Annotated in this window: 20 protein-coding genes; 13 read left to right on the top strand and 7 right to left on the bottom strand. The window is 72.0% G+C overall.

The genetic code is table 11. The features are described 5' to 3' along the window. The first annotated feature begins 14 nt into the window (after positions 1-14). The 4 genes from ruvX to I4Q55_RS16595 all read left to right on the top strand — a co-directional run bounded on the left by ruvX (position 15) and on the right by I4Q55_RS16595 (position 4,854). Positions 15-476 (top strand): Holliday junction resolvase RuvX, encoded by a 462-nt coding sequence (gene ruvX / locus I4Q55_RS16610; RefSeq protein WP_206788759.1) that lies wholly within the window; start codon positions 15-17, stop codon positions 474-476. After that, a complete protein-coding gene (gene mltG, locus I4Q55_RS16605) occupies positions 473-2,668 on the top strand; it encodes an endolytic transglycosylase MltG (protein WP_206788757.1) in 2,196 nt (731 codons plus the stop codon). The genes ruvX and mltG overlap by 4 nt, the downstream gene beginning before the upstream one ends. A 16-nt stretch (positions 2,669-2,684) precedes the next feature. Next, positions 2,685-3,512, top strand: coding sequence for a shikimate dehydrogenase (locus I4Q55_RS16600; RefSeq protein ID WP_307793230.1), 828 nt, complete (start codon positions 2,685-2,687; stop codon positions 3,510-3,512). A gap of 61 nt (positions 3,513-3,573) precedes the next feature. Continuing rightward, a complete protein-coding gene (locus tag I4Q55_RS16595; RefSeq protein WP_206788755.1) occupies positions 3,574-4,854 on the top strand; it encodes a GrpB family protein in 1,281 nt (426 codons plus the stop codon). Here I4Q55_RS16595 and I4Q55_RS16590 read toward each other — a convergent pair. Both I4Q55_RS16590 and I4Q55_RS16585 read right to left on the bottom strand, forming a co-directional pair. Further along, on the bottom strand, positions 4,805-5,464 hold the full coding sequence (locus tag I4Q55_RS16590; protein WP_206788754.1) for a TetR/AcrR family transcriptional regulator: 660 nt from the start codon (positions 5,462-5,464) through the stop codon (positions 4,805-4,807). The two genes, I4Q55_RS16595 and I4Q55_RS16590, sit on opposite strands and share 50 nt — an antisense overlap. A gap of 10 nt (positions 5,465-5,474) precedes the next feature. Continuing rightward, complete coding sequence (locus I4Q55_RS16585) at positions 5,475-5,858, bottom strand: hypothetical protein (protein ID WP_206788753.1); 384 nt, start codon at positions 5,856-5,858, stop codon at positions 5,475-5,477. 133 nt (positions 5,859-5,991) lie between these two features. On the opposite strand from I4Q55_RS16585, the gene I4Q55_RS16580 reads away from it, so the two are divergent. Beyond that, entirely contained in the window at positions 5,992-7,185 is a 1,194-nt protein-coding gene (locus I4Q55_RS16580) for an endonuclease/exonuclease/phosphatase family protein (protein WP_307793224.1), read from the top strand. 142 nt (positions 7,186-7,327) lie between these two features. Continuing rightward, entirely contained in the window at positions 7,328-8,260 is a 933-nt protein-coding gene (locus I4Q55_RS16575) for a D-2-hydroxyacid dehydrogenase family protein (protein ID WP_206788751.1), read from the top strand. A gap of 176 nt (positions 8,261-8,436) precedes the next feature. On the opposite strand, the gene I4Q55_RS16570 is transcribed toward I4Q55_RS16575, so the two are convergent. The 4 genes from I4Q55_RS16570 to I4Q55_RS16555 form a co-directional block, all read right to left on the bottom strand. Continuing rightward, positions 8,437-9,252, bottom strand: a complete 816-nt coding sequence (locus I4Q55_RS16570) for a serine hydrolase (RefSeq protein ID WP_206788750.1) — start codon at positions 9,250-9,252, stop codon at positions 8,437-8,439. 71 nt (positions 9,253-9,323) lie between these two features. After that, on the bottom strand, positions 9,324-9,590 hold the full coding sequence (locus I4Q55_RS16565) for an HPr family phosphocarrier protein (RefSeq protein ID WP_091308360.1): 267 nt from the start codon (positions 9,588-9,590) through the stop codon (positions 9,324-9,326). Positions 9,591-9,630: 40 nt separating this feature from the next. Then, entirely contained in the window at positions 9,631-10,866 is a 1,236-nt protein-coding gene (locus tag I4Q55_RS16560) for a PTS transporter subunit EIIC (RefSeq protein WP_206788749.1), read from the bottom strand. After that, on the bottom strand, positions 10,863-11,648 hold the full coding sequence (locus tag I4Q55_RS16555; protein ID WP_206788748.1) for a GntR family transcriptional regulator: 786 nt from the start codon (positions 11,646-11,648) through the stop codon (positions 10,863-10,865). The genes I4Q55_RS16560 and I4Q55_RS16555 overlap by 4 nt, the downstream gene beginning before the upstream one ends. A 243-nt stretch (positions 11,649-11,891) precedes the next feature. On the opposite strand from I4Q55_RS16555, the gene I4Q55_RS16550 reads away from it, so the two are divergent. After that, complete coding sequence (locus I4Q55_RS16550; RefSeq protein WP_072482356.1) at positions 11,892-12,131, top strand: glucose PTS transporter subunit EIIB; 240 nt, start codon at positions 11,892-11,894, stop codon at positions 12,129-12,131. Further along, positions 12,128-12,583: a PTS glucose transporter subunit IIA gene (locus I4Q55_RS16545; protein WP_206788747.1), complete on the top strand. Its 456-nt coding sequence runs from the start codon at positions 12,128-12,130 to the stop codon at positions 12,581-12,583. Before I4Q55_RS16550 ends, I4Q55_RS16545 begins: the two co-directional genes overlap by 4 nt. A 72-nt stretch (positions 12,584-12,655) precedes the next feature. Here I4Q55_RS16545 and I4Q55_RS16540 read toward each other — a convergent pair whose 3' ends face one another. Continuing rightward, positions 12,656-13,093, bottom strand: a complete 438-nt coding sequence (locus I4Q55_RS16540; protein WP_206788746.1) for a ubiquinol-cytochrome c reductase iron-sulfur subunit — start codon at positions 13,091-13,093, stop codon at positions 12,656-12,658. A 105-nt stretch (positions 13,094-13,198) separates the two neighbouring features. Between I4Q55_RS16540 and I4Q55_RS16535 the strand changes: the two genes are divergently transcribed. The 5 genes from I4Q55_RS16535 to I4Q55_RS16515 all read left to right on the top strand — a co-directional run bounded on the left by I4Q55_RS16535 (position 13,199) and on the right by I4Q55_RS16515 (position 16,819). Further along, entirely contained in the window at positions 13,199-13,567 is a 369-nt protein-coding gene (locus I4Q55_RS16535) for a hypothetical protein (RefSeq protein WP_206788745.1), read from the top strand. A 4-nt stretch (positions 13,568-13,571) separates the two neighbouring features. After that, entirely contained in the window at positions 13,572-14,084 is a 513-nt protein-coding gene (locus I4Q55_RS16530) for a sigma-70 family RNA polymerase sigma factor (protein WP_206788744.1), read from the top strand. Further along, positions 14,081-14,722: an anti-sigma factor gene (locus tag I4Q55_RS16525; RefSeq protein WP_206788742.1), complete on the top strand. Its 642-nt coding sequence runs from the start codon at positions 14,081-14,083 to the stop codon at positions 14,720-14,722. Before I4Q55_RS16530 ends, I4Q55_RS16525 begins: the two co-directional genes overlap by 4 nt. 388 nt (positions 14,723-15,110) lie before the next feature. Continuing rightward, a complete protein-coding gene (aroC, locus tag I4Q55_RS16520; protein WP_206788740.1) occupies positions 15,111-16,298 on the top strand; it encodes a chorismate synthase in 1,188 nt (395 codons plus the stop codon). Next, positions 16,295-16,819 carry a shikimate kinase gene (locus tag I4Q55_RS16515; RefSeq protein WP_206788738.1) on the top strand — a complete coding sequence of 175 codons (525 nt, stop codon included), beginning with the start codon at positions 16,295-16,297 and terminating at the stop codon, positions 16,817-16,819. The genes aroC and I4Q55_RS16515 overlap by 4 nt, the downstream gene beginning before the upstream one ends.

The raw sequence follows: 16,819 nt of genomic DNA, 5'->3' as shown, positions 1-16,819 counted from the left end.
CGGACCGTCCCGGCGTGGGCGATCCGGGCCGCGGCCGCCGGCTCGGCGTGGACGTCGGATCGGTCCGGGTCGGGGTGGCGCTGAGCGATCCGGCACCCATGCTCGCCTCGCCGTTGGTTACCCTCTCCCGCGATGCGACCGACGACAGAGATCTGGACCAGCTGGCCGCCCTCGTCACCGAGCACGAGGTGGTCGAGGTGATCGTGGGCCTGCCGAGAACGCTCGCCAACCGCCAGGGAACGGCGGCCGAGCTGGCGATCGCGTATTCTGAACGCCTGGCCGGGCGGATAGCGCCCGTGCCGGTCCGGCTGGGCGACGAGCGGCTGACCACGGTCACCGCATCCCGCATCCTCTCCCAGCGCGGGGTCAAAGGCCGCAAGCAGCGCGCGGTGGTCGACCAGGCCGCCGCCGTCGAGATCCTGCAGGCCTGGATCGACGCCGCCGCTGCGCACCGCGCCCGGGAGGGAGACCGATGAACGAGCAGCCACCTGAGCCCCCACGCGGGCGCCGGCGACTGCGCGAGCCGGAAGCGGCCACCCCGCCGCCGTCCCGGCCCGCACCACGCCGCGCCGACCCGCGCCGCAGCCCGAGCGGGCAGCACGAGCTGCCGCCGCACCGCGGGCAGGCACCCAGCGGCGAGTACGACCTGCCCCAGCCCTCCCGCCGGGCCCGGCCCGCGGACGCGGCCTACGACCCGCGCCGCGACGCGCCGCAGCCCGGCCGTCGCCGCCTCGAGCCGCCGGGCACCCTGCCGTCGGCCGATGCCGAGCTCGACCCGCAGGAACGGCGGGCCGCCCCGGCCCGCGCCGTCCGCGCTCGCCACGGCCTGGACGAGGGCTCCGAGCTCGAGCAGCCGGCCCCGCGCCGCCGCCGCGCGGCACCGGACCCCGACGAGGCCGACGGCCGGCGGCGCGCACTGCCCGAGCGCATCGAGCCGGCACCCGCGCGGCGCCGTCGCGCCGGTGCCGACGAACCCGGGCGGAGCCGTCGTGCCGACGCGGACGAGCCCGCTCGAAGCCGTCGTGGCGATGCCGACGAGCCCACCCGAATCCGTCGCGCCGATGCCGACGGACCGGGGCGGAGCCGTCGCGCCGACGCCGACGAGCTGGCCCGGAGCCGTCATGCCGACGTCGACGAGCCCCCGCCGGGGCGTCGCGGCCCGGCACCCGAGCCGGGGGAGGGCCGGCGCCGGTCCGCTCCCGACGCGGCCGAGGCCGCCGATTCGAGACGGCGCCGCGCGGCGCTGGAGCCCGATGCCGAACCGCCCGCACGGCGGCCCGCCCAGCCGGGTGACCGGTCCGCAGGCGTGCCCGAATCCGGCGCCGAGCCGCGGCGCCGCCGTCCGCCGGCCCCGCCGGTGCGCGAGGAACCGCCCACCGACGTCCTGCCCGCGCTGGCGCCGCCGCCTCCGGCCGAGCCGCCCCGCGCGCCGCACGAGGAGCCCGAGCACTTCGCCGAGGACGACGAGTACGCGGACTACGACGACTACGAGGAATACGACGAAGACGAGTACGACGACTACGACGAAGAGCCGGCGAAACCCCGCAAGAAGAAGGGCAAGCGCGCCCTGGGCTGGGTCGCCGCGCTCGCGGTGATCGTCCTGCTCGCGGGCGGTGCCTGGTACGGCTTCAACTCCATCTTCGGCTACGACGACTTCGAGGGCGCCGGCAACGAGGACGTGCTGTTCCAGGTCGAGGACGGCGATTCGACGTCGGCGATCGGCGCGAAGCTCACCTCGGCGGGCGTCGTGGCCAGCGGCAAGGCGTTCGTGAAGGCCGGCGAGGGCAACCCGAAGCTCGCCCGGATCCAGCACGGCTACTACGTGATGAAGTCGCACATGTCCGGGGCCAGCGCGGTCGACCGGATCACCGCCCCGGCCTCGCGGGTGGGGCAGCTGGAGATCCGCCCGTACACGCAGTTCGACGACATCACCCAGCCCGACGGCAAGGTCACGCCCGGCGTCTACAGCCTGATGGCGAAGGCGTCCTGCGCGCAGCTCAACGGCAAGAGCACCTGCATCACGGCGGACGACCTGCGCAAGGCCGTCGACGCGGCGGACCTGAAGCAGCTCGGCGTGCCGGACTGGGCGATCGAGCCCGCGAACAAGGCCGACCGCAAGGACCGCAGGCTGGAGGGCCTGATCGCGCCGGGCCTCTACGACGTCAAGCCGGGATCCAGCGCGCCCGAGATCCTCGGGCAGCTGGTGCGCAGCTCGACCGAGGCGATCCAGAACGCCGGGCTGAGCCCGCAGTCGACCGGCCCGGGCATGACGCCGTACCAGACGCTGATCATCGCGTCGATCATCGAGCGCGAGGCGGTCAAGGCCGACTTCGGCAAGCTTTCGCGGGTGATCTACAACCGGCTGAAGATCAACATGCGGCTGCAGATGGACTCCACGGTCAACTACGTGCTCGACCGGCCGACGCTGCTGACGAACGAAGCCGACCGCCTGAAGTCCGGCGCGTACAACACGTACAAGAACGCCGGGCTGCCGCCGACGCCGATCTCGGTGCCGAGCGCGGACGCGATCCAGGCCGCGGTCCACCCGCCGGACGGCGACTGGGTGTACTTCGTCAAGTGCGAGAAGAACGGCCTCTCGTGCTTCTCGGTCACCAACGACGAACACAACCGCAACCGCGACCTGGCCAGGCAACGCGGTGTCATCTGAGCCCCGCAAGGCCGCTGTGCTGGGCAAGCCGGTGGCGCACTCGTTGTCGCCGGTGCTGCACGGCGCCGCGTTCGCCGCGCTCGGCCTGACCGGCTGGACGTACGAGCGGATCGAGACGAGCGCCGAGGAGCTGCCCGGCCTGGTCGACGGCCTCGGCCCGGAGTGGGCCGGGTTTTCGGTCACCATGCCGGGCAAGCGCGCGGCACTGGACCACGCGGACGAGGTGACACCGCGCGCGGCCGCCGTCGGCGCGGCGAACACGCTGGTCCGCACCGCGCGCGGCTGGCTCGCCGACTGCACCGACGTCGAAGGCGTCACCGGGGCGCTGCGGGCCGCGGGTGGCTACGAGCCGTCCCCGGGCGACACGGCGGTGGTCCTCGGCGCGGGCGGGACCGCGGCGGCGGCGGTCGTCGGGCTCGCCGCCCTCGGCGTCCGGCAGGTGCGGCTGGTCGTGCGCGAACCGGCCCGGGCCGGCGAAACCCTCGACGCGGCGAAGCGGGCCGCGCTCGACGTCGACGTCCTGCGCTGGGCCGACACCGACTTCGCGGCCCTCGGGTCCGCGGCGGTGCTGGTGAACACCGTCCCGCCGGACGCGGTGGTCGCGCACGTGGCCGAACTCGCGGGTGTCGCGCACGTCCTCGACGTCATCTACCACCCGTGGCCGACGCCGCTCGCCGAAGCGGTCGCGGCCCGCGGCGGGCGCCTCGCCACCGGGCTGGACATGCTGCTGCACCAGGCGTTCGGCCAGGCCGAGCACTTCACCGGCCGCCCGGCCCCGCGGGCGGCGATGCGGGCCGCGCTGCGCGCCGCGACCGGAAACCTGCTGCCGCTGCCGATCGCCTGAAACCGCTTGGCAAGATCCGATATTCTGGTGGACTGCCCAAGTGAAGGGGGTCTTCACCGGAATGACCAGTCAAGAAGCGTTGAGCGACGACGAAATCCAGGCGATCGCAGTCGGCGCCGCGCCGCAGCTCAACTCCACCGTCACCCTCGCCGACTACGACCCGGAGTGGCCGCGGCTCTTCGAGCGCGAAGCCGAGCGGATCCGGGGCGTGCTGGGGGAGCGGGTGCTCGTGCTCGAGCACGTCGGCTCGACGTCGGTGCCGGGGCTGTGTGCCAAGCCGATCGTCGACATCCTCCTCGAAGTGCCGGACACCGACGACGAAGACGCCTACGTCCCGGCCCTGGAGGCGGCGGGCTACCGGCTCGTGATCCGCGAGCCGGACTGGGAGAAGCACCGCTGCTTCAAGGGCCCGGACACGAACGTCAACCTGCACGTCTACTCGCCGGGCAACGGCCAGACGCCGCGCTACCGCCTCTTCCGCGACCGCCTGCGTTCGCACCCGGAAGAGCTGGAGCTGTACGCGGCGAAGAAGCGTGAGCTGGCCGCGAAAACCTGGAAGTACATCCAGAACTACGCCGACGCCAAGACCGAAGTGATCGAGGAGATCATCGGCCGCGCCCGGGCCGAGCAGTACGACGGCCACGCCGAGGAGTACGCCGAGCACGCGGAGAAGTCCACCACCAACGCCCTCTACGACCGGCCGGCGATCCTCGACCTGGCCGGCGACGTCGCGGGCAAGCGCGTGCTGGACGTCGGTTGCGCGGCCGGGCACCTGAGCGCGTTGCTGGCCGAGCGCGGGGCCGATGTCGTCGGCGTCGACTCGAGCGCGGGCATGATCGCCGTTGCCCGCAGGAAGTTCGGCGGCGTCGCGCGGTTCGAGGTCGCCGACATCGCCCGGCCCCTGGACCTGCCGGACGGCTCGATCGACGTGGTCACCGCGTCGCTGGTGCTGCACTACCTGGCGGACTGGGGACCGACGCTGGCCGAGTTCCGCCGCGTGCTCGAACCCGGTGGCGCGCTGGTGTTTTCGGTGCACCACCCGGGCGAGGACTGGCGCTGGTTCGGCAAGGAGAACTACTTCGAGCTGGAGCTGCTGGAGGACGAGTTCCCGCCGGGTCACCACGTGCGCTTCTACCGGCGCCCGCTGAGCTGGACGTTCCAGGCCCTCCGCGACGCGGGGTTCGCGGTCGACCGCCTGGTGGAGCCCATGCCGGTCCCGGAGGCCGAGGCCGCCGACCCGAAGTGGGCGGCGAACCTGAAGGCGAAGCCGCGGTTCCTGTACTTCCGCGCGGTCAGTCCTTTTTGGTCAGGTCCTGGATCAGGTCGACGATCTCCCGGCTGACCGGGCGGAACACCCGCAGCCGGGAGAGCGCGGCCAGCCGGGCCAGCAGCGGGACGCTGCGCTCGACCAGCATCCGGCTGCGTTTCGTGCCGGCCGAGCGGTCGTGGACCCAGAACAGCACCACGCCCATCTGGTAGAGCCAGAGCAGCTCCGGCAGCTGTTCGCGCAGCTCGGGGTCGAGCTTGACGTCGGAGCCTTCGACGACCTCGCGCATGAGGCCGATCGACGCTTCGCGGGCGGCCGAGGAGTCGTCGCTGAACGGGCTCAGCGGCGACTCCGGGTCCGCCGCGTTGACGAAGAACTGCGTGCCGAACCGGTGGTAGGGCTCGGCGACGTCGAGCCAGCACAGCAGCACGGCCTTGAGCCGGTCCGCGAAACCGGCGCGCTCGGCCAGCAGCGGTCCGGCCGCCGCCAGGTGCTGCCGGGCGATCTCGTCGTAGAAGCCCTGGATCAGCTGTTCCTTGGACGAGAAGTAGTAGTAGGCGTTCCCGACGGAGACGCCCGCCTCGGCCGCGATCGCGCGCATCGTCGTGCGGTCGTAGCCGTTCTCGGTGAACAGCCGCATCGCGGTGGTGACGATCAGGGACCGCGTTTCCTCGCTCTTGGCCACGCGCTGCACGTTAGCCGGGATAGGGCTGCGGCACCGGCGCGGGCTTCGGGGCCAGGTGGCGGCGCCGGATGCCGTTGAAGACCAGGACGTTGAGCAGGTGCATGACACCCAGGACCAGCGCGACCGTGCCGATCTTGACCGACAGCATCTCGAAGACCTCACGGGCGCTGGTGATGTCGGCGCCGCTGGTCAGGAAGAGTGTCACGAACCCGAGGCTGACCAGGTAGAAGCCGACGACGAGGAGCTGGTTGACGGCATTGGCCAGCCCGGGGCTGTCCGCGAAGACCTCGGCGAGGAAAGTGCGCCCGTGCTTGCTCAGCGTCCGGGCGACGAGCACGGTCAACGGGATGCTGATCAGCAGGTAGAGCGCGTAGGCGACGACTATCCGGTCCATGGTTCCTCCTGTTTTGAACGTGTTCAAGAAGGACGGTAGCGCTGCTTTTGAACGTGTTCAAGAGGGCTGCGTCACGTCGGCCGTTCACCTGCTGCTCACCCGGACGGGCGGATTCCGGCATAGGGTGACCGCCGTGAAACGCATCGCCGCCGGCCTCTCGATCGCCGCGCTCGTCGCTTTGTCCGTCCCCGCCACCGCCTCCGCGAGCGTCGGGCAGAATGTCCGCTTCGCGACCTTCAACGCCTCGCTGAACCGCGCGTCCGCGGGGCAGCTGCTGAGCGACCTTTCGACGCCGGGCAACGCCCAGGCCCAGGAGGTCGCCGAGGTCGTCCAGCGCAACCGCGCGGACGTCCAGCTGATCAACGAGTTCGACTACGTGCCGGGCAACGCCGCGGCCGACGCGTTCCGGAAGAACTACCTGGCGATCGGCCAGCACGGCGCGAAGCCCATCGACTACCCGTACGCCTACACCGCGCCGGTCAACACGGGCGTGCCCACCGGCTTCGACCTCGACCGCAGCGGCACGGTCGGCGGCGGCAACGACGCGCAGGGCTTCGGCGCCTTCGAGGGCCAGTACGGGCTGCTCGTGCTGTCGAAGTACCCGATCGACCTGGCGCACGTCCGGACGTTCCAGAAGTTCCTGTGGAAGGACATGCCGGGCGCGCTGCTGCCCGACGACCCGGCCACGCCGGCGCCGCACGACTGGTACGACGCCGCCGAGCTGAACGTGCTGCGGCTGTCGTCGAAGTCGCACTGGGACCTGCCGCTGAAGATCGGCCGCTCGACCGTGCACTTCCTGGTCTCGCACCCGACGCCGCCGAGCTTCGACGGCCCCGAGGACCGCAACGGCACCCGCAACCACGACGAGATCCGCTTCTGGGCCGACTACGTGACGCCGGGCAAGGGCGGCTACATCCACGACGACCGCGGCCGGCGCGGCGGCCTGGGCGCGTCGGAGCGCTTCGTGATCGCGGGCGACAACAACTCCGACCCCCTGGACGGCGACAGCGTCCCCGGCGCGATCGAGCAGCTGCTGGACGCGCGCCGGGTGATCGAGACGTACCCGGGCAGCCAGGGCGCGGTGCTCGCCGCCCAGGCCCAGGGCGGCGCGAACGTCGGCCAAAAGAGCAACCCGTACTTCGACACCGGCGACTTCAACGACGTCGCGCCGGGCAACCTGCGGACGGACTACGTGCTGCCGTCCAAGGGACTGCTGCCCTGGCACGCCGAGGTGTTCTGGCCGGTGCCGTCCGACCCGCTGTCCCGGCTGAACGACGCCTCCGACCACCACCTGGTCCGGGTGGACGTCCTCGTGCCCCGCGGCTAGCCCAAGCGCCCCAAGGTGGCCTTGGTTGCGTTGAACGCACCCAATGTGGCCTTCGGTGGGTTGAACGCACCGAAGGCCACATTGGGGCGCTGGCCGGCGGCCGGGGCACTGGGTGGCTGCCTCGTCGGGCTACGGTGAGGCCATGCGCATCGCGATTCTCGACGACTACCAGGACGTCGCCCGCACCTTCGCGGACTGGGACTCGCTGAAGGCCGACATCACGGTCTTCACCGAGCCGCTGACCGACGTCGTCAAGCAGCTGCAGGGCTTCGAAGCGGTCGTCGCGATGCGCGAGCGCACCCGGTTCCCGGCCGAGGTGCTCGACGCCCTGCCCGACCTGAAGCTGCTGGTCAGCACGGGCAAGCGGAACGCGGCCATCGACGTGGCGGCCGCGCGGCGCAACGGCGTCGTCGTGTCCGCCACCGGGTACATCGGGGAGCCGACCGCCGAGCACACCTGGGCGCTGATCCTCGCGGCGTCGCGGAACCTGCCGCAGGAGTTCCGGTCCATGCGCGAGGGCGGCTGGCAGACGGGCGTCGGCACCATGCTGCACGGCAAGACGCTCGGCCTGCTCGGCCTCGGCAGGCTCGGCGCGGGCGCGGCGAAGATCGGGCAGGTCTTCGGGATGGAGACGATCGCCTGGAGCCAGAACCTGACGCAGGAGAAGGCGGAGCCGCACGGCGTCACCGCGGTGTCCAAGGAGGAGCTGTTCGCGCGGTCGGACGTGCTGTCGGTGCACCTGGTGCTCAGCGAGCGCACCCGCGGCCTGGTCGGGGCGGTCGAGCTGGCAGCGATGAAGCCGACGGCGCTGCTGGTCAACACCTCGCGCGGCCCGATCGTCGACGAAGCGGCGTTGGTGGACGCCTTGCGGCGCAAGGAGATCCGCGCCGCCGCGCTGGACGTCTACGACACCGAGCCGTTCCCCGCGGACCATCCACTGAGGACACTCGACAACGCGGTCCTGACGCCGCACATCGGCTTCGTGACCCGGGAGGTCTACGAGATCTTCTACGGCGACGCGGTCGAGGACATCGCGGCTTTCCAGGCGGGGAAGCCGATCCGCGTCATGGAGTGAAGAAGGTGTGCGGCCCGCCGGGGCCCGAGGTCCCCGCACCGGCCCTGCGGCGGGCCTGCGCCCTTTGATGACACCACCTCGGCTCGGGCGGCGGCAGGGTCTTTGGACCCTGCCCCGGCCGGGCCGTTGGGCATCACATCCGGTCGGCGAATTTCCCTCCGGGCGGGGAAATCGCCTCAGGCGTTCAGCTCGGCGAGGACGGCGTCGGTGTAGCGCGGCCAGACCTCGGCGGCCCACGGGCCGAAGGCGCGGTCGGTCAGGGCGACACAGGCCGCGCCCGCGTCGGGGTCGACCCAGAGGAACGTGCCCGACTGGCCGAAGTGGCCGAACGTCCGCGGCGAGCTGTGCGCGCCCGTCCAGTGCGGGCTCTTGTGGTCGCGGATCTCGAAGCCGAGGCCCCAGTCGTTGGGCTTCTGGTGCCCGAAGCCGGGCAGGACGCCGGAAAGGCCGGGGAACACCACGTTCGTCGCCTCGGCGACCGTGGCCGGGTCCAGCAGCTTCGGGGCCTGGAGCTCGGCGGCGAACGCCGCCAGGTCGTCCACAGTGGACACCGCGCCGGCCGCGGGCGAGCCATCCAGCGTCGTCGACGTCATGCCGAGCGGGGCGAACAGCGCTTCGGCCTGGTACTGCGCGAAGGGGATGCCGGAGTGCTCGGTCAGTGCGTCAGCCAGCTGCTCGAACCCGGCGTTGGAGTACAGCCGCCGCGTGCCCGGCGCCGCCATCGCCTTGTGCGCGTCGAAGGCGAGACCGGACGTGTGGGCCAGCAGGTGCCGCACGGTCGAGCCCTCGGGCCCGGCCGGGGTGTCGAGCTCGACGACGCCCTCTTCGACCGCGATCAACGCGGCGTAGGCGGTCAGCGGCTTGGAGACCGAGGCCAGCCGGAACTTCCGCGCGGTGTCGCCGTGGCTGCCGGCGACGCTGCCGTCCGCCGCCACCACCGCCGTCGCGGCGTTGTCCACCGGCCACTCGTCGATCAGGCGCACGCTCTCCATGTGCCCACCCTACGAAACGAAGGCCCCCGCACCGGTCCCGGGGACCGGTGCGGGGGCCTTTCGCGGACCGCTCAGGCGTCGAGATCGGTGGCGACCAGCTGGGCGACCGCTTCCACGGCCTCCTCGGCGCCCTCGCCCTCGGCGCTGATGATGACCTCGTCGCCGTAGCCGGCGGCCAGCGTCATCAGGTTGAGCACGCTGCCGGCGGCCACCGGGTTCCCGCCGGCCTTGGCGATCTGCACCGCGACGGGCTGCGCCGCGGCCGCCTTCGCCACCAGCGCGGCCGGCCGGGCGTGCAGCCCCACCTTGCTGGCCACGGCGACGCGTTTCTCCGGCATGTTCGTCCTCTCGCTACGGGGTTTTACGTCGGTACGGATGTTACGCGGCGGCGGTCCGGTCGAGGTCGGCCTCGATCGAGTCGTCCTCGCGGCCCGGCGTGCGCAGGTTCCACTTGGTGATCGCGAAGCGGAACACCACGTAGTAGATCACCGCGTAGACGAGGCCGATCGGGATCAGCAGCCACGGCTTCTGCGCCGCCGGGGCGCCGAAGTTGAGCAGGTAGTCGATCGCGCCGGCCGAGAAGTTGAAGCTCTGGTGGATGTCCAGCGCGTTGCAGATCGCCAGCGAGGTGCCGGTCATGATCGCGTGGAACAGGTACAGCGGCCACGCGACGAACATGAAGGAGAACTCGATCGGCTCGGTGACACCGGTGAGGAACGAGGTCAGCGCACCGGCGATCATCACACCGCCGACGACCTTCTTCTGCGCCGGGCGGGCCGTCTGCCAGATCGCCAGGGCGGCGGCGGGCAGCGCGAACATGAAGATCGGGAAGAAGCCCGTGGTGAAGGCGCCCGCCGACGTCTTGCCCGCGACGAAGTTGTTGATGTCGCCGCCGTCGAAGATGAACCAGACCGGGACGTTCAGCAGCTGGTGCAGACCGACCGGGATGAGCAGGCGGTTCAGCGCGCCGTAGATGCCGCCACCGACGACCGGGGACGCGGTGACCGCGTCACCGGCGGCCTCGATACCGCTGTTGACCCAGTGGAAGACCAGGCCGAAGAGCACGCCGAGGATCACCATGACACCGGCGGTGATGATCGGGACGAACCGGCGGCCGCCGAAGAACGCCAGGTAGGCGGGCAGCTTGATGCGGTGGTACTTCTGCCACAGCAGCGCCGCCACGATGCCGACCACGACACCGGCGAGCACCGAGTACGGCCACTTGATCGGCTGGAGCTCGGTCACGCCCGCCTTGTAGCCGGGCAGGTCGCTCAGCGGGGCGAACACCTGGACGACGGAGCTGAACACGAAGAAGCCGACGACCGCCGCGACGGCGGTCGAGCCGTCGCCCTTCTTGGCGAAGCCGATCGCGATGCCGACCGCGAACAGCAGCGGCAGCCAGTTGAACAGCGCGCCGCCGCCGGCGGCCAGCACCGAAGCGACCTTGTTCCAGCCGAGGCCGTCCTTGCCGAGCATGTCGTCCTGCCCCAGCCGGAGCAGGATGCCCGCCGCGGGGAGCACGGCGATCGGAAGCATGAGGCTGCGGCCGAAGCGCTGAAGACCGGCGAGACCGCTGCCGCTCTTCTTCGCCCCCTCCGCGGTGGTGGAGCTCATCTGGATCCTCCATAGTGGGGTTGACCGGGTTCCGGGGTGTTCCGGTCCAACTGCATGGTCACCTGGTAGTGATCTCCCCGGTACCAGGACGTGATGTCTTCGATGGGGTCGCCGCCCGCGCTGGAGACCCGCCGGAACACGAGCAGGGGGCTGCCGGCACGCATGCCGAGCAGCCGGGCCGTCTCGCGGTCCGCGCCTTCGGCCCAGACCGTCTGCCACGCCCGGTCGGGACGCACGCCGTACGTCTCGGCCAGCTGCGCGTAGATCGACTGGGTCAGGTCGAGCCCGAGCAGGCCGGGGGCCCGGCCCGCGTGGTACCAGCCGCGCTCGACGGCCAGGGGCACGCCGTCGGCGTGCCGCAGGCGCACCAGGTGGTGCGCCGGGGTGCCCTCGGCCAGGCCGAGGGCGTGTGCCGAGGCGGTGGGTGGCACCTCGGTGGCCGCGGAGACCACCTCGGTCGTCGGGGTCAGCCCCCGCCTCCGCATGTCGTCGGTGAACGACATCAGGTAGAGCTGCAGCTCCATCCGCCGGGCCGCGGTGAACGTACCCTTGCCGCGGACCCGGGCGAGCAGGCCCTCCTCGACCAGCTTGCCGATCGCCGAGCGGACCGTGAGCCGCGACACGCCGTAGCGCTGGGCCAGGTCGCGTTCCGACGGGATCGGCGCGCCCGGCGGGAGCTCGCGCTCCACCGTGCGGCGGAGGATTTCCCGCAGCTGGGCGTGCTTGGGCGTGGGCCCGTTGACAACCTTGTCGGGCGGCGGGACGTGCGCGGCCGCGCTCATCGGCGTCACCCTCCTCGTTCTCGCGTCACCGGGGGACCGGTGCTCGCGTCCGGGCCGGAACATTGGTACGTTCCGGTCTAGACCAATGATCTGATGGGGCAGGATGCTCCGCCACGCGGACGGGTGTCAACCACCGTTATCCGTTCGTGGCCCGCGGCGGGGTGCATGCCGACGATCGGCGTAGTACAGGTGGACACGCGGTTCGCGTCAGGTTGGGAACAAACAGTGATCAAGGAGACCGCGATGGCGGATGACAGGCCCGAAAAGATCCTCGCGGCACTCGGCGGCGCGGACAATCTCACCGAGGTCGAGGGCTGCATCACGCGGCTGCGCTGCGAGGTCGAGGACATGAGCCTCGTCGACGAGGCGGCGCTCAAGAAGGCCGGCGCGATGGGCGTGGTCAAGATGGGGTCGACGGCCCTGCAGGTGATCGTCGGGCCGGAGGCGGACACCATCGCCAGCGACATCGAGGACCTGCTGTGACGCTCGACATCCTCAGCCCGGTCGCCGGGCGCGTGGTGCCGATCACCGAGGTTCCCGACCCGGTGTTCGCCCAGGCCATGGTGGGGCCGGGCATCGCCGTGCAGCCCGCGGGCGGCCGGTCGGACGCGGTCGCGCCGGTCGACGGCACGGTCGCGACGCTGCACCCGCACGCCTACGTCATCGCCACCGAGGACGGCAAGGCCGTGCTGGTCCACCTCGGGATCGACACGGTCAAGGAGAAGGGCGAGGGCTTCACGCTGCACGTCGTCAAGGGCGAGCAGGTGCGGGCCGGTCAGCCGGTCGTCAGCTGGGACCCGGCGGCGGTGACCGCGGCGGGCTACTCGGCGATCGTCCCGGTCGTCGCGCTGGACGCCGCGGCGGAGGTTTTGTCCGGTTTGGACACCGAGCGCGAGGTCGCGGCCGGCGACCGGCTGTTCTCCTGGGACGCCTGAACCCTTTCTGTCACACGCGAACGGGCCCTTGTGGACAGTGATCCACAAGGGCCCGTTCGCGCGCCCGGCTCGTCAGCCGGTGACGACCTTCCCGTTCTCGACCTTGACCGGCACCGACGGCAGCGGCTTGTTCGCCGGGCCCTGCTTGACCTCGCCGGTGAGCGCGTTGAACACCGAACCGTGGCACGGGCAGACCAGGTCGGCACCCTTCGGCGTCACTGTGCAGCCCTGGTGCGTGCACACGGCGCTGAACGCGGCGCAGGCCGACTCGGACGTCCGGGCCACGATCACGTCGGAGCCGTCCGGGGCCTTCGCGGCCTTCGCCTGCCCGATCGGGACTTCGGCGAGCGCGACCAGCGGCGTCCCGGCGGCGATCGGGGCCTGCGCGGTGCCCGATTTGCCGTTCGATTCCGACGAGCAGGCGGTGAGGGCGACGGCGCCGACGGCGGCACCGGCGACGGCGGCACCGGTGGACAGGACGGTGCGGCGGGAGTGCAGTTCGGCTGTCATGCCCTAAGGAACGAGATCGCCACCCGTTCGGTTCAATTCGCGGTGAACCGGATCGGCCCCTGCCTCGTGTATGTACCGGAGTGGGTGTGGAGTGGAGGAACGATCATGGTGAATTGGGTTCTGCGCATCGTCGTGGCGGCCGCGCTGCTGGGCTCGGCGGGCGTGCACTACTTCTTGTGGACACAGGACTACCCTGGCCTGACCGGCACGCTGTTCCTGCTCGACGCCATCGCCGGGCTGGTGCTGGCGATCGCGGTCCTGGCCTGGCGGCACTGGCTGCCCGCGCTGGGCGCGGTCGGCTTCGGGGCGCTGACGCTCGGCGCGTACGTGCTGGCCGCGACGGTCGGGTTCCTGGGGAACCACGACCAGTTCAACAGCCAGCCGGAGTACTGGGGCGTCATCACCGAGGCGGTCTGCATCGTGGGCGGCCTGGCACTGCTGTTCCTGAGGGACCGGCGCCGGGTCTCGGCCTGAGTTCGTGGGAGAAGTCGCCGAAGAAGCGCTCATGCGCGCGCTGCACGAGGAGCACGCGGCCGCGCTGTGGTCCTATGCGCTGCACCTGACCTCCGGCGACCGGATCCGGGCCGAGGACGTCGTCCAGGAGACGCTGCTGCGGGCCTGGCGGTCGCCGGCGGTGCTGGACCAGTCGCACGGCTCGGCGCGGGGGTGGCTGTTCACGGTCGCCCGGCGGATCGCCATCGACGGCTGGCGGTCGGCGTCGGCGCGGTCGGAGGTGACGACCGACCGGCCGCCGGACCGCGTGGTCGCCGACGGGACCGACCGCGCGGTGCAAGGCTGGCTGGTCGCCGAGGCGCTGGCCGAGCTGTCGGAACGGCACCGCGAGGTACTGCTGCTGTGCTACTTCCAGGGGTATTCCGTCGCCGACGCGGCGCTGAAGCTGGGGGTGGCCGAAGGGACGGTCAAGTCGCGCACGCACTACGCGTTGCGCGCGCTCCGCCTGGTGCTCGAAGAGAGGGGAGTGACCCAGTGAGCGAAGATCCGTTCGCGACGTTCGACGCCGCGTACGTGCTGGGGGCGCTCGCCCCCGAGGACCGGCAGCGCTTCGAGGAGCACCTGCGGACGTGCGACCGGTGCGCGGCGTCGGTGCGCGAGCTGGCGGGGCTGCCCGGGCTGCTGGCGAGGGTGGACAGGCCGGCTTCACTGCCCGACCCCGGTCCGCCCCCGCCGGACCTGCTGCCGGCGGTGCTCCGCCGCGTCCGGCGCGGCCGCCGGGTCCGGCTCGCGGTGACGTCCGCGTCGGCCGGGCTGGCGGTGGCGGCCTGCGTGGCGCTGGCGGTGGTGGCCTCGGCGCCTGCGCCTTCGCCGCCTCCTGGGGTGGCGATGACGGCGCTGGGGCAGTTCCCGGTCCGCGCGGACGCCCGCCTGGCGGCGTTCGACTGGGGCACCCAGGTCGACATGTCGTGCAGCTACACCGGCGGCCGCAGCGGCGGCGAGTACGTCCTCGTGGCGATCTCGCGGTCCGGGGCGGAGACGCAGCTCGCGACGTGGAAGGCGGTCCCGGACAACACGGCCCGCCTCTCGATCGGCACGGCCCTGCGGCAGCCGGACCTGGCGGCACTGGAGGTCCGCCTGGCGGACGGGCCGGCCCTGCTCCGGCTGACGTTGTAGAAGCCGGTGGCTCATCCGGGCCGCAGGGGGTCCCGGATGAGCCACCACCCCGTGATGCCTCCCCAGTCACGCGAGTTGCCCCGCCAGTCACGCGAGATGCCCCGCCAGTCACGCGAGTTGCCCCGCCAGTCACGCGAGATGCCCCGCCAATCACGCGAGTTACGCCCCAGTCACGCGAGATGCGCCTTCAATCACGGGAGCCGACCTTCTGGGTACGCGAGCCGACGCTCCGGGTACGCGGGCCGACCGTTCCGGGGCCCGTCACCACCGTCCCGGCGGTGCCCGGCGTGACCCGCGCCACGGCGTTCGGCCGCGTGTCCTCTTCCCCGCTGCGGAATGACCGGAGGCATGTCCCGCCCCGCACCGCAGCCGTGACAGGATTGAGCCCATGTTGCGCTGGATCACCGCAGGTGAATCGCACGGACCCGCGCTGGCCGCCGTGCTCGAAGGCATGCCCGCGGGCGTCGCCGTCACCACCGCCGACGTCACCGAACAGCTGGCCCGGCGCCGCCTCGGCTTCGGCCGCAGCCCACGGATGGGCTTCGAGACCGACCACATCGAGTTCCTCGGCGGGGTCCGCCACGGCCTGACCCAGGGCGGCCCGGTCGCGGTCCACATCGAGAACGCCGAGTGGCCCAAGTGGGAGCAGGTCATGGCGGCTGACCCGGTCGACCCGCAGATCCTCGAAGGCCTCGCGCGCAACGAACCGCTCACCCGCCCCCGCCCGGGCCACGCGGACCTGCCCGGCATGCAGAAGTACGGCTTCGACGAGGCCCGGCCCGTCCTGGAGCGCGCGAGCGCCCGGGAGACGGCGTCGCGGACCGCGCTCGGCACCGTCGCCCGGAACTTCCTCCAGCAGCTGCTCGGCGTCGAGATCCTCAGCCACGTCGTCTCGATCGGCGGCGCCGAGGCGCCCGAGGGCCCGCTCCCGCAGCCGGGTGACCTGGCCGCCATCGACGAGAGCCCGGTGCGCTCCTTCAGCCAGGAGGGCACCGACGCCATGGTCGCCGAGGTCGACGCCGTGCGCAAAGCCGGCGACACCGTCGGCGGCGTCATCGAGGTCCTCGCCTACGGCCTCCCGCCGGGCCTCGGCTCCCACGTCCACTGGGACCGCCGGCTCGACGCGCGGCTGGCCGGCGCGCTGATGGGCGTCCAGGCGATGAAGGGCGTCGAGGTCGGTGACGGCTTCACGACCGCACGCCGCTGGGGCAGCCAGGCGCACGACGAGATCGACCGCGGCTCCGGCCCGGTCGGCGTCACCCGCCGGTCCAACCGCGCGGGCGGCCTGGAAGGCGGCATCACCAACGGCGAGCCGCTGCGCGTGCGCGTGGCCATGAAGCCGATCTCGACCGTCCCGAAAGCACTGTCCACAGTAGACGTCAAGACCGGCGAGCCGGCGGTGGCCATCCACCAGCGGTCGGACGTCTGCGCGGTGCCGCGCGCCGGCGTCGTGCTGGAGTCGGTGGTGGCGCTCGTCCTCGCCGACGCCGCGCTCGAGAAGTTCGGCGGCGACTCGCTCGCCGAGAGCAAGCGCAACGCCGAGGCGTACCTCAAGGCCCTCGAGGAGCGGTGGTGAGTCCTCGCGCGGTGGTCGTCGGGCCGCCCGGCTCGGGCAAGAGCACAGTGGGCCCGCTCCTCGCCAAGGCGCTCGGGGTCGCGTTCCGGGACAGCGACGACGACATCGTCGCCCGCACCGGGCGCAGCATCGCCGACATCTTCGCGGAAGACGGCGAACCCGCCTTCCGCGCGCTGGAAGAAGAAGCGGTCGCCACCGCGCTGGCGGAGCACGAGGGCGTGCTCTCCCTCGGCGGCGGCGCGCCGCTCACCCCCGGCACCCGGGCCCGGCTGGCCCGGCACACCGTGGTGTTCCTCAACGTCGGCCTCGCGGCCGGTGTGCAGCGCACCGGCTTGTCGAGTGCGCGGCCGCTGCTGGCCGGGGTGAACCCCCGCGCCACCTTCAAGAAACTGCTCGACGAGCGGGTCCCCGTCTACCGCGAGGTCGCCACCGTCGAGATCGTCACCGATGATCGGACGCCCTCCGAGATCGTCGCGCACCTCATGGCGGAGCTCGCCGCTCCCGCCGAAGCCAAGGAGTGA

The sequence above is a fragment of the Amycolatopsis sp. MtRt-6 genome, from assembly GCF_017308975.1.
Taxonomy (GTDB): Bacteria; Actinomycetota; Actinomycetes; order Mycobacteriales; family Pseudonocardiaceae; genus Amycolatopsis.
The sequence above is the reverse complement of the archived record's forward strand: the minus strand, read 5'-3'. Positions and strand labels throughout refer to the sequence as shown.

What these genes read in the sequence shown, in the direction of transcription:
- I4Q55_RS16565 (WP_091308360.1), bottom strand. Translation starts at nt 9,590, where the DNA reads ATGCCGGAGAAACGCGTCGCCGTGGCCAGCAAGGTGGGGCTGCACGCC.
- I4Q55_RS16555 (WP_206788748.1), bottom strand. Translation starts at nt 11,648, where the DNA reads ATGAGCGCGGCCGCGCACGTCCCGCCGCCCGACAAGGTTGTCAACGGG.
- I4Q55_RS16575 (WP_206788751.1), top strand. Translation starts at nt 7,328, where the DNA reads ATGCGCATCGCGATTCTCGACGACTACCAGGACGTCGCCCGCACCTTC.
- I4Q55_RS16550 (WP_072482356.1), top strand. Translation starts at nt 11,892, where the DNA reads ATGGCGGATGACAGGCCCGAAAAGATCCTCGCGGCACTCGGCGGCGCG.
- mltG (WP_206788757.1), top strand. Translation starts at nt 473, where the DNA reads ATGAACGAGCAGCCACCTGAGCCCCCACGCGGGCGCCGGCGACTGCGC.
- I4Q55_RS16540 (WP_206788746.1), bottom strand. Translation starts at nt 13,093, where the DNA reads ATGACAGCCGAACTGCACTCCCGCCGCACCGTCCTGTCCACCGGTGCC.
- I4Q55_RS16535 (WP_206788745.1), top strand. Translation starts at nt 13,199, where the DNA reads ATGGTGAATTGGGTTCTGCGCATCGTCGTGGCGGCCGCGCTGCTGGGC.
- I4Q55_RS16570 (WP_206788750.1), bottom strand. Translation starts at nt 9,252, where the DNA reads ATGGAGAGCGTGCGCCTGATCGACGAGTGGCCGGTGGACAACGCCGCG.
- I4Q55_RS16585 (WP_206788753.1), bottom strand. Translation starts at nt 5,858, where the DNA reads ATGGACCGGATAGTCGTCGCCTACGCGCTCTACCTGCTGATCAGCATC.
- I4Q55_RS16595 (WP_206788755.1), top strand. Translation starts at nt 3,574, where the DNA reads ATGACCAGTCAAGAAGCGTTGAGCGACGACGAAATCCAGGCGATCGCA.
- I4Q55_RS16560 (WP_206788749.1), bottom strand. Translation starts at nt 10,866, where the DNA reads ATGAGCTCCACCACCGCGGAGGGGGCGAAGAAGAGCGGCAGCGGTCTC.
- aroC (WP_206788740.1), top strand. Translation starts at nt 15,111, where the DNA reads ATGTTGCGCTGGATCACCGCAGGTGAATCGCACGGACCCGCGCTGGCC.